Source organism: Peribacillus sp. NPDC055009 (assembly GCF_053608705.1).
On the sequence record NZ_JBSGVZ010000002.1, the window covers coordinates 471,085 to 482,665 of the forward strand.

Below are 11,581 nucleotides of genomic sequence, written 5' to 3' on the forward strand. Positions count from 1 at the left end.
TTTACTCTTTTTCCTTTCTTTTCCCTCCACGGAACACATTTGCGCTGCGGATATATTCCACATCTTTCACACCAACACGGAAATTGATCACACGTGCAACAGCAAAGAAGTAATCCGACAAACGATTTAAATATTGAAGTGATAATGGTGAAACAGCCGCACCCGACTTGATCAATGAAACGACCAATCGTTCTGCCCTTCTTGTAACGGTTCGGGCAATATGAATGGTTGCAGCCGCTTTTGAGCCGCCAGGCAGGATAAACTTTTCCAATTCCGGCGCTTCAAGTATGAAGGCATCTATCCGTTCTTCCAAATAGGTAATGGCCTCATCCGTCAGCTTTTGTGGGGCCTTCTCGGAAACGGTTGCCAAATCACCGCCGCAGTCAAACAACTCATGCTGGATTTTCTCTAGGTCGGCCAGTATATCCTTAAATATCGCTGGATCCAATTCTGTCACCGCTAGACCGATATAGCTATTAACTTCATCAACCGTACCATAAGACTCGACACGGATGTCATCCTTGTCAAGCCGACCTCCGATTACGCTTGTTTGGCCCTTATCCCCTGTACGTGTATAAATTTTCATCCCAATTACCTCCTCTACTTTATTCGCTGGTCAATTCCATACCAAATGATATCAACGCGCCTTGATATGGATGCTACATCTTGAAAGACCCATCCGCAGGCATCGCGCCATCTGCGATCTCTTGCTTCCATCGGCACTATGCCTTTGGTGATATCTGAACCGATCACAATGCAGTTACGGTCATCTCTTTCTTTCTCCCATATTCGCCAATCAGCCATGATTTCCTTCCATTTTTTTCGAATCGAATTAGAATCCATCTTTTCTGCATCTTGTTGAATCCATGCATCCAACCCTTGCAATACAACAGTCTTGCCTTGAAAATCAATCATTTCCGGCTCTTCTTTTCGATAACCGGATAGCCAAAGGACATCATTTTCCAAACCATACAATTGCTTTACCCATTTAGTTTTGCCATTATAGGCGCCTCCTGTAACAAAGTGCAGCGTTCTCCCCTCCTTAAGCTGTTCCGGTCTTCCCATATCAGCTCATATCCCCTGCCATGGGAAATCCTCCAATCAAAAAAAGACTTCTCCTGCGGGGCATAGCGAACCAATAAATCACGGATTACCCCTCCATGCGTCAAAATGGCAAACCGGCTCTCCTTACAGGCAATCAATTCGTTCCAGCCCTTATTAACACGCTCGGAAAATGCCGGATAACTTTCACCCCCAGGCACCAGTGCCTCCATGGGACGTTCCAGCCAATTAAGATAATCTCCATCTGCCTTCAACTCATGATACGTCCGTCCTTCCCAATAGCCGAAGTTCATCTCACGGAACGAAGGGTTTTTGACCGGAACTGCATCTGGAAACAGAAGTCGTGCAGTTTCCACACAGCGGGGCAAATCGCTGCTGTGAATTTTTTCATACTGTGGGTAAGAACCCCTTAAGTCCAATATTTCCTTTTCTCCTTCGGTACTTAATGGAGAATCCGTCCAGCCTAAATAGGCCCTTCGCTCATTTGCTACTGTCAGCCCATGGCGAAGTAGTGTAATAGCCACAATATCAGCCATAACCAAAGCTCAACCCCTTCCACGGACGCCCCCAGCACATCCCCCGTTATCCCACCGAACCAACTGATGACTTTACGTTTTATATAAACCAGGAAAATCATTGCAGCCAGGCACATGATGAAAAATAAGGTGACAAGCTTAAAATCGATTGTCCAGGCAATCGCCAGACTTACAAGGAGATATAGCCAATAAATGGGCAAACTGCTTTTCGTTACTGCACTTTGAAAAAAAGCGCCGAGCCCCTCCTTTTTAGCCAGCGGCATCCGGATGAGTAAATAACCCATCACACATTTACTTAAGAGCGGAAGGGCTATGATCAAGAAGTATGTCCATTCATTTACCCTTTCGACAATTTCATACATAAATAGAAACCGGGCGGCCAATAGGACTATGACGGAGATGACACCGAAGGCACCTGTCCTGGAATCCTTCATGATTTCCAAACGCCGCTCTTTATCCTGATAGGAAAAAAAAGCATCACTTGCATCGATCCAGCCATCAAGATGCAAACCACCCGTTAATGCCATCGTCAAAAACCAGAGGAAAAAGGCAATCGCAAGCGATGACAATGGGGTCCATTCCACTAGTGCATACAAAACACCGCCCAATATCAAGCCTAGCAAAAGACCTACTAATGGAAAGGTTTGAATGGCACGGTGAATATATTTCTTCTCCATCGGAAGCTGCTTCTTTATTGGAAAGACCGTAAAGAACTGCAGGTTAATTAAAAATCCGACCACTCCGCTCATTCCTGCATGCACCCTTTCTTCCGCAATGGAATTCCCGCTTCGACAAGATAGGCTTCATCGGCCTGCTCGACGATCGTTTGATGAAGCAGGCCCAGTGTTTTTCCGTATAAATGGAGGAAATCATCCTGGAAAATCGGCTCCTGCACCAATTCATTGCTCACGACAATTAAACAATTGGATTGTTTTCTAATCTCATTGATTCCGGTTATTATTTTTGAAAAAACGCTATTTAAGAATTCTTCTTCAAGCGGAAGGCCAGGGCCGAATAGCTCGTTATCAAGCAGGGTTGTCAGACAATCGAGCAGAATTATGGAATCCTGATCAATATCCGCCTCTATTCTTGTAATATCCGTTGCGTATTCGGAGGTCTTCCACGCAATCGGGCTGCTTTCCCTATCTTTCCGGTGCCTAAGGATGCGTTCACCCATCTCAGCGTCACTGACTCGGCCACAGGCGAGGTAATGCAAGTTCCCATCCATCTGGAGTGCATACTCCAAGGCTTTTCTTTCTGCGAAGCTGCTTTTTCCTGAACGGACACCCCCGGTTATAAAACAGAGCCTTGCTTTCTCCACTGTCTTACCCCCTCCATCAGTGCTTCGTTATCATGTTCACTCTTCACTGCAAACCGAAGCCACACTCCGTCCAAACCCGGAAAATTATTGGTATGGCGCGGTACGATTCCTTTTTTCAGCAAAAAGGGGAAAAGGGATAGAGATTCATCCTTCACCAAATAAAAATTGACTGTGCTAGCGGAGACATTCAACCCTTGCTCCTCATAAAACCGGAATAGTTTTTGCTTTTGCCAGGCAATATAGTCTCTTGTTTTTCTCATATAGGCTTCTTCCGCAAGACAGATTTTCCCCACTTCAAGCGCCACGTGGTTAACGCTCCAATGCGGTTTATAATTTCTTACCCGTTTTATGATGTCAGGTGACGCAAGCAAATAGCCTAGTCTCAAACCGGGGATTGCAAAGATTTTAGTCATTGATCTTAGTATGAGTAAATGTGGAAATGCATTGATTAAAGAAGCATAACTAAAGGCATCTTCCGTGAAATCATAAAAAGCCTCATCCAATACAACCAGGCAATCCGCTTTTTGGCATTCAATGATCAATTCCCTAACTGCATCCCGCTTAAATGAAACACCCGTCGGATTATTAGGCGTACATAAGAAAATGGCAGCATATTCGGGTAATCGGGGAATCAATCGTTCCAAGTCCAATTGCCACCCAGGAGCATCAAGCTGGTGAAAATCGACCTTACATCCTGCTGCCAAACAAGCTTCAGCATATTCCGCAAATGCCGGCTGAATGATTAGCACCCTTTGATTGGCTAATCCGTTCGCTACCAGCATGATGATTTCAGCACCACCGTTCCCCATCAAAACGGAATGCTCAGGAAGTGCTTCTTTTTTTGCAATGGACTTTGTCAGTTCAATGGCATGCGGGTCTGGATATTGAAGGATTCCTTCGAAAAACCCAAACCACTGTTCCTTTATGCGTAAAGGCGGACCCAATGGGTTGATGTTAGCACTGAAGTCGAGAACCGATTCAGGCATTTCGATTTCCAGCGCTTCATAAAGATAATGAGGATTAGAGCCATGAGAAGGTAATGTCAAGAATAAGTCCCCCTAGCCATAGCATCAGCAGAAATAGAAAAGATGACCGATGCATGATGGTAATCGTTTGTGGTATATGTTTTGCTTCCAATCGAACAAGCGGAACTCCCATCCTCGCACGGTCGGAAACAATTCCTTTGTACATATTCCGGCCACCAAGCTGTATTCCCAAAATGGCAGCAACGCCTGCTTCACACCACCCGCTATTCGGGCTTGGATGTTTTTTTGCGTCATTGAATAATATCTTCCATCTAGCACCAAATCCATGATAGCGGGACTTTGAGCTCAGTAACATCAGGAAACCGGTGAGGCGGCTGGGAATCCAATTCACGATATCATCGAGCTTGGCTGAAGCCCAGCCGAATTGCCCATATTTATCATTTTTGTACCCTACCATGGAATCGCATGTATTAATCGCCCTATACACCATAGCGAGCGGCGCACCGCCGATAGCTGCCCAAAATAATGGCGCTGTAATCCCATCACTGGTATTTTCCGCTACAGTTTCCACGGTGCCCCTGACGATTTCGGGTTCATCAAGATCAGCCGTATCACGGCCAACGATATAGGAAAGCTTTAGCCTCGCTTCAGGAAAATCGCGTTCATTAAGCGGAAGGCAAACATCCATCCCAGCTTGCTTCAAGCCCTTCTGAGCTATCGTAGTAGAAATGACCACAGCTTCCCAAAGGATACCTGCAAGCGGATGGATTAGATAAGCCAAATAGACGGTAAGACCTGTAATCAATAACACCGCCGTTAGGACGATGATCAACATGAAGAGTCCTTTCCGTTTCTTATATGCCCCTTTATTGAATGCCAGATCCAACTTGCTAATCATCGTTCCTATCCATTTGACTGGATGCGGCCAACTTGGCGGATCTCCAATTAATAAATCAAGGAAGAACGCCAGCGTAACCGCAAAAAGATGATGATAAATCATAATTCCTCAATCCGTTTCCGATTATTCGTTAAGGCTTCCACTGTACAATCATATACACCGCGACTGATCAGCTTCCCTAACGGAGTAATGGTGCCTGCATATTGAAGCTTTGCCCCTCTTTGAGCAGCCGCGATTAAAATGCTGTCAGTCGACGTTCCTGTTGCACATGTATTTGTCACCTTATCCAGTACATGCAAATCATGAAGGGCTTTTACTTTTGCCTCGGTAGCAGTAACTATACTGTGGATGAAAGCCTCTTCTGCCAAATGTCCATTTACGAATATCCATGTATTTATCGTTCCCGGAGCGGAACTCCAAGAATGCCGGTCAGCTAAAGAAGCGTCGATGGCATTTCCTACACCAGCCGTCACGATAATGAAAACAGAGAAATCTTCAGCTCTTAAAAGCTTGAAAGCAACCGTATCGAGAAAGACAGCTGTCATCATCCCTACCGTCTCCTGAGGTTCAAAACCATGAGCCTTTAAATACTCGGCCATTTCAACATGATGATCCTCGCAGTCATAGCCATGATGTACGTGCCTATTCACAAAATATTTATGCCAGCCCGTCCCCGAACCAGTCACTCCGGAAGACATCGTTCTAAGCGGGATCGGCGAATCCAATTGAATCATCTCAGGTCCGACTGTCAGATAGGATTCATCAATTTCCAATGGAATAGTATCATGGCCATGCTTTTCCGGAACGATGAACATCTGCGGTTTCGGAAGGGCGGGATGTGGATGTTTTTCGATCGTCGTATGATATACACCCTGAATCCGTTCCTGTTGAAGCACTTCATTCGGCACATCAACAACCTGAATTTTCCCTTTCTCAAGCAACATCAGCCGATCACAATATAACCCAGCCAAATTCAGGTCATGGAAAATTGAAATAACGGTCAAGTTCTGCTCTTTTGCCATTTTCCTCATTAAATCAAGAAGGTCTTTTTGATAGGAAAGATCCAAGTGATTCGTAGGTTCATCCAAAAAAAGGATTTCGGGTTCTTGGGCAAGTGCCTGTGCCAGCAGGACCCGCTGCCTCTCCCCTCCTGATAATCGTTCAAAATGCAGATCCTGAAAATCGGCTACGCCCGTTTGTTCCATAACCCGTTGGACAATCGCTTCATCATCTGCGGACCAACTATGGAACCAACCTGATTGATGGGCATATCGCCCAAGCGAGACCGTCTCTTTTACTGTATAGGAGAAAGCTAATGAGGAATGTTGAGGGAGCACAGCAATGACCTGTGCAAGTTGTTTTGACGAATAATCCTTCAAATCCCTACCTCTTATCCGTACGCTTCCGCCCTTATAATCGAGCACCCCGCTAAGCATACCTAAGAGCGTCGTTTTTCCGCTGCCATTAGGACCAAGAATCCCGAATAATTCTCCTTTATGTACATCAAAAGAGACAGAGTCCAAAACAGCTTTGTTGTCATATCCACCTGTTAACCCTTTAACTTCAAGCATTCGTTTTTACCCTTCTCTCCGTCTCTTTAATAAAATCAGCGCAAATGCAGGTGCCCCGATAAGTGAGGTGATCACCCCGATCGGCAGTTCCGATGGGGCAATGACCGTCCGTGCTACAAAGTCTGCCAAAATTAAAAATCCGCTTCCTATCAGCAATGACAGCGGAAGCAAATGTTTATGATCAGGTCCCCATATCTTTCGGACAAAATGAGGAATGACCAATCCTACAAAGCCAATCGCCCCTGAAACGGCTACCGCTGCCCCTGTCAATGTCGAACCGGCTATCAAGATCCACATTTTCCGCCGCTTAACATTCACACCTAAGTGTTTTGCCCGGTCTTCCCCGAAAGTCATCGCATTCAATTCGCTTGTATTCATGATCAAGATCAACGAACCAATGATAAAAAACGGCAAAATGATTGCAATATAATTCCATCCGCGCATTGAAACGCTTCCCATCAGCCAGCCGATGATTTGTCTTAATTCATCACCCGTCAGCGCAATCATCAATGAAATGAAGGCACTTAAAAACGAACTGAAAATGATTCCCGTTAAAATGATCGTTTCCACTTTCATCGATCGATCCATTTTTTTTGCAAAAGTCAATACGCAGAGCATCGTGAGCACTGAGCATAAAATGCTCAATGCCGGAAGAGTGTATAAACCGATGAACGGCAGTGATATATTCAAGAATATTGTCAATACGGCGCCGACCGATGCTCCTGATGAAATACCTAATGTGTAAGGATCAGCGAGCGGGTTCCGGAGCAGCCCCTGAAATGCCGCACCCGCAATCGCCAGCGATGCCCCGACCAACCCCGCAAGCAACACACGCGGCAAGCGGATGTTCATCACGATATTCGTCAGCATCACATCCGGATCAGCGGAAATCGGCAAATGAAAGATCTCCTTGCCGATTATTTGTAAAAGTACGGGAATCGGTACTGACACCGAACCAAAGGAAATGCCTACCGTCATTGCGAATAACAAAATTAAAAACGCAATCAAATAGGCAAACGTCCATTTAGTTGTTAAATTGGTTCGGATAGACTGATTTGGCAAGTTCCTCTACTCCCTCTATCAAGCGTGGACCGGAACGGGTCACCAAGTCAGAATGGACATCAAAGACTTGGCCATTCTTAACAGCATTTACGTCTTGCCATCCTTTTCGGCCCTTCACTTCATTTGCTGAATCTTTCGTATAATAACCATAAGTTGTAATGATGACATCAGGATTTGCAGCAATCATCGACTCTTCATCAATCTTTGCCCAACCGTCCAAGTCAGCAGCAGCATTATCCGCTGAAATAATAGTAAGCATCTCATTCATGAAAGTATTTTTTCCCGGTGTGTATATTTCCGGTGAAGGCGAAACTTCCACTAAAACGGTCTTCCTATCCTCTTCCTTTACGGATTTGGCCTTTTCCTCGATATCCTTAAGCTTCGTTTTCATATCCGCAACGATTTCGTTTGCCTTGTCATGTTCACCCGTTGCCTGTCCAATCATTTCAATAGACTCATAGACTTGGTCAAAGCTTTGTGCATCATTGACTACGAGGACATCTATTCCAGCATCCTTAAGCTGCTGTAAACCCTCATTCGAATTATGGGCACTTGATGCATGGGCAAGAACAAGGTCAGGCTTCATGGAGACAATCAGCTCCGTGTTCATTTCCATTCCGCCAACTTTTTCAATTTCTTTCGTTTCTTCCGGGTAATTATCATTATCGGAAACACCAATGACCTTTTTACCCAACCCAAGTGCAAAGACCACTTCCGTATTACTTGGTATTAACGAAACGATTTTCTTCGGTTTTTCTTCTATCGTTACTTTTTCCCCAGTTGCATCTTTAATCGTAATCGGGAAAGCTTCGTGTTGAGCATGTTTCGTTTGCTGCTTTTCTTTTCCTTCATCAGTAGCTCCACTGCAGCCGACCATCATGCCTGCAGTAAGCAACATCAACAATATCAGACCAAAAATTTTCTTCATTTTCATTCCCCACAATCTTTTTATTTAATTTCTTTCACCCAATAATCCCGGAAGATGCCCCAAAACAAAAAGCACCTCCCGTTAAACGGAAGGTGCTTGTATGGCAACAATATCATTACGGACTTCTTAGGGTCTGCCACACACCTTCCCATCCGCGTAGGTTACAGGTGTACGAATTTTGGCAGGTCTCCTGGCTCATGGTCATCGTCAACGGCACCTTCCCATATTTCATACAGTGGTACACAGCCGTCAGCTCCCATATACAGTGGCGGGACCGCGCTGGCATTTCACCAGCTTCCCTTTTAAGTCATTACGACACCAAATCGTTCATATGTATATAATTTTCATTGCCTTCATTATACACCATGTAAGAATCGATTATTATATGATTTTTCTGAACAGGTTCGAAATGACCCTTCCACACTCAATGATTTGAAGCATTTTCAATCAACGAAGCAAACCCATCGACTGATAAACCGGGTGAAATCCGAACTCGATGCAAGGCATGCATCCCTTGTTCCCTTGAAGCTCCCCCAGGTTCGGTAGTGACTGCCATCTTGTATCCGGCTTCATCTGACAGCCTGAGAGTCTCTTCGTTATACCGGCCAACCGGGTAGGAAAGCACTGTCGTGTCCTGGTCGAGAATACGGTCGAATAGCTTCTTAGACTGGACCATTTCAGCTTCTTGCTGCTCTGCCGTCATGCGGTTCAGCTCCAAATGGTTGATAGTATGGCTTTCGATCGAAATCCCATTCCTGCTCATCTCCATCATTTGATTTTCAGTCAGGTGATGACCTTTATCAATGGACTTCCCGATCATGAAGACAGTTGCTTTCATATCATTTTCTTTTAATATCGGGAAAGCCTCCGTGAAGTTATCTGTATAGCCATCATCAAAAGTAAGCCAGACACACTTCTCACTTGGCATCCGATTCTCGGTTAAAACGAGGAATGCCTCTTCAGGAGATAATGTATAGTAGCCATTCTCCCGAAGCCAAGCCATCTGTGACCGGAATTCCTCACTTGGAACCCGAAGGCGATTACCTTCAGAAATGCTGTGATACATCAAGATTGGAAGCTGGACGGCGGGCTCGGCCGTTATCCAGTCTCCCGTATCGATCTGGCCCTCCAATTCCTGCCCTGCCCCATTATCCGCCGCTTCGACCACTTCGATGTCATCTTCCGCAATCGGTGCAGCTGTCTTTGTGCCTATACCTTCTAAAATCTCTTGTGAGCATGCAGGTAAAATCAAAATCCCCAGCAATGCAACCATCCTTAACACTCTATATTTCCCCACTATCATTCTCCTAATTTTTTATAGTAAAATAGTACCAGAAAACTAGTGATTAATAAAGTATTCCATTAAATGAAAAAAGGGAAAGACGAGAGCTTAGTGACCTGTTAAGCATTTATGAGGATTTTTTTTCATAAGTATGTGCTATTAGCTTGAAAAGTTTGCCTATAAGAAATATAATAAATAAGTCGTCGACTTTTTTATATGTCCCAGTAGCTCAGCAGGATAGAGCGACAGCCTCCTAAGCTGTAGGTCGTAGGTTCGATTCCTATCTGGGACGCTAACTAAAAACCCTGTTACAATGCGGTTCTTCCGCGTAGTAACAGGGTTTTTTTCTGTGATTTATGGGGCGGTTAAACAAGTTCATAAAAAAAATCCGAGCCCTGTAAAACACAGAACTCAGATTTTTTATATACAGATAACCAATAGACCCAAACAAAACTCCCTTTAGCTATACTTACTTTCTATCTAAGCCTATCTCGTTGATTTTTTCATCAAAAATAGGTCCGAAACTTTCAGAATAAGTATTCGTTAAATGCCTATTGTCCCGGTAAATTATAACATTACCAATAATGGGCTGAAATTTACCGTTCACTTTAAAGTAATCTGTTAAGTCAATTTTATGCAATGATTTATTCTCTTTTTCAAATTGTCTCCAAAAGCTTTCGTCTTTCTGATTATCTACTGAATTCATTTTTTTTGTTGTTTCATCTATTCCATGTGTTTCTAATGATTCCAGTACATTAAAACTATATCTTGGATCATCACGAACCGCTAACACTTCAATACCATATTCATCTTTAACATACTGCAGCTGATCAACCATTTGTTGTTGTATTTTATTATTAGGTGAATCAGAAGCTGTGGCGTGAGAAATGACAAGATCTACATCTGAATCCTTTAGATAATCGAGAACATTATTGACCCAGATACCTTTCAAATCATCATCCGCATAACCTGTTGAAAAACGTGTACCTGAACGAGTCATATTCAATACACGATAATTATCATCTTTTGTTGCTTCTAAAATGGCACCTAACCAATGCTCTGAATGGGAACTGCCGATCAGGGCAATTGTAGCATCGTAATTTTCAGTTTCGCCATATTCCCCAATTTTCAAGTCACTTTCCTTCAACCCTTGGTTACTGCCGTCCAAATGCGATTGTGGTAAATCATCAAAGACTTCAGAATATGATGGAATTGGTTCCTGATCAGGTATATCATCAGGGTTTTTTACAGCTAACGCTCCTGGATAATTTTTATCGTTTATATTATTTTCCAGCCTATTTTTATCTATATATACTCCAATTAAAAGCGATGCAATCAAGAGTACATTCACACTGCCCATTATCCCGAGTCTCTTGAATGAGAATTTGTTGTCCTTTGAGCTTCGGATTGGTTCTTCTATATATCGAGTCATTAAAAAAGAAAGGGCAATTGATGAAATGATAATAAGAGTTCCGACGATGAATCCTGGAGTTTCTTGGACATTATAACGATAGAACTCCAATAATACCCAATGCCACAAGTAGATACCAAAAGCGATTCCACCTAGCTTCACCATTACAGGTGAACCTAAAAAGCGTTTGACACCATATTTTGTATCGCGTGTACCAGACAAAACAATGAATAATGCGCAGGTCATTGGCCATAAGGCAATATAACCCGGAAACATTTCAGATACATTGAAAACTATTCCCGTTAAAATTAAACCGATTAACCCAAGCCACCCTATCACTGTTGCTATATATTTATTTACCTTAATTGATGATAAATTGATACAGAGCAAACTGCCTAAAGCAAATTCCCACACACGTGTCATCGTTATGAAATAAGCCCATGGCTGATTGACAGAGGTTAAATATATGGAATATATAAAAGAAGAAACAAATAATATTCCTAAAATCGTATTAATTAATGTTT

Annotated in this window: 12 protein-coding genes, 1 tRNA gene and 1 riboswitch; of the genes, 1 reads left to right on the top strand and 12 read right to left on the bottom strand. The window is 43.5% G+C overall.

Features of this window, described 5'->3' with window-relative positions:
* Window position 1: 1 nt before the first annotated feature.
* From ACWF5P_RS06090 to ACWF5P_RS06140, 11 genes are all read right to left on the bottom strand, one after another.
* On the bottom strand, window positions 2-586 hold the full coding sequence (locus tag ACWF5P_RS06090; protein ID WP_101223890.1) for a cob(I)yrinic acid a,c-diamide adenosyltransferase: 585 nt from the start codon (window positions 584-586) through the stop codon (window positions 2-4).
* A 14-nt stretch (window positions 587-600) separates the two neighbouring features.
* Window positions 601-1,065, bottom strand: coding sequence for a bifunctional adenosylcobinamide kinase/adenosylcobinamide-phosphate guanylyltransferase (locus ACWF5P_RS06095; protein ID WP_232782962.1), 465 nt, complete (start codon window positions 1,063-1,065; stop codon window positions 601-603).
* Window positions 981-1,598: a histidine phosphatase family protein gene (locus ACWF5P_RS06100; protein WP_434168178.1), complete on the bottom strand. Its 618-nt coding sequence runs from the start codon at window positions 1,596-1,598 to the stop codon at window positions 981-983. Before ACWF5P_RS06100 ends, ACWF5P_RS06095 begins: the two co-directional genes overlap by 85 nt.
* On the bottom strand, window positions 1,556-2,347 hold the full coding sequence (gene cobS, locus ACWF5P_RS06105) for an adenosylcobinamide-GDP ribazoletransferase (protein ID WP_434168179.1): 792 nt from the start codon (window positions 2,345-2,347) through the stop codon (window positions 1,556-1,558). Before cobS ends, ACWF5P_RS06100 begins: the two co-directional genes overlap by 43 nt.
* Window positions 2,344-2,919, bottom strand: coding sequence for a bifunctional adenosylcobinamide kinase/adenosylcobinamide-phosphate guanylyltransferase (locus ACWF5P_RS06110; protein WP_434168180.1), 576 nt, complete (start codon window positions 2,917-2,919; stop codon window positions 2,344-2,346). The genes cobS and ACWF5P_RS06110 overlap by 4 nt, the downstream gene beginning before the upstream one ends.
* The gene (cobD, locus tag ACWF5P_RS06115; RefSeq protein ID WP_452444713.1) at window positions 2,892-3,965 is read right to left on the bottom strand and encodes a threonine-phosphate decarboxylase CobD; all 1,074 of its coding nucleotides are present in this window, start codon (window positions 3,963-3,965) and stop codon (window positions 2,892-2,894) included. The genes ACWF5P_RS06110 and cobD overlap by 28 nt, the downstream gene beginning before the upstream one ends.
* Window positions 3,940-4,905, bottom strand: coding sequence for an adenosylcobinamide-phosphate synthase CbiB (gene cbiB / locus ACWF5P_RS06120; RefSeq protein ID WP_434168182.1), 966 nt, complete (start codon window positions 4,903-4,905; stop codon window positions 3,940-3,942). Before cbiB ends, cobD begins: the two co-directional genes overlap by 26 nt.
* A complete protein-coding gene (locus tag ACWF5P_RS06125; RefSeq protein WP_434168183.1) occupies window positions 4,902-6,374 on the bottom strand; it encodes a heme ABC transporter ATP-binding protein in 1,473 nt (490 codons plus the stop codon). The genes cbiB and ACWF5P_RS06125 overlap by 4 nt, the downstream gene beginning before the upstream one ends.
* Before the next feature lie 6 nt (window positions 6,375-6,380).
* On the bottom strand, window positions 6,381-7,436 hold the full coding sequence (locus ACWF5P_RS06130) for a FecCD family ABC transporter permease (protein WP_402943207.1): 1,056 nt from the start codon (window positions 7,434-7,436) through the stop codon (window positions 6,381-6,383).
* A complete protein-coding gene (locus ACWF5P_RS06135; protein WP_434168184.1) occupies window positions 7,399-8,370 on the bottom strand; it encodes a helical backbone metal receptor in 972 nt (323 codons plus the stop codon). Before ACWF5P_RS06135 ends, ACWF5P_RS06130 begins: the two co-directional genes overlap by 38 nt.
* 157 nt (window positions 8,371-8,527) lie before the next feature.
* Window positions 8,528-8,702, bottom strand: a riboswitch (cobalamin riboswitch).
* Between the two features lie 86 nt (window positions 8,703-8,788).
* Window positions 8,789-9,637: a polysaccharide deacetylase family protein gene (locus ACWF5P_RS06140; protein WP_452444719.1), complete on the bottom strand. Its 849-nt coding sequence runs from the start codon at window positions 9,635-9,637 to the stop codon at window positions 8,789-8,791.
* Between the two features lie 227 nt (window positions 9,638-9,864).
* Here ACWF5P_RS06140 and ACWF5P_RS06145 point away from each other — a divergent pair.
* Window positions 9,865-9,938 (top strand) — tRNA-Arg (locus ACWF5P_RS06145).
* Window positions 9,939-10,115: 177 nt separating this feature from the next.
* Here ACWF5P_RS06145 and ACWF5P_RS06150 read toward each other — a convergent pair.
* Window positions 10,116-11,581: acyltransferase family protein (locus ACWF5P_RS06150; protein ID WP_452444714.1), on the bottom strand; the 1,466-nt coding region annotated here is incomplete at its 5' end.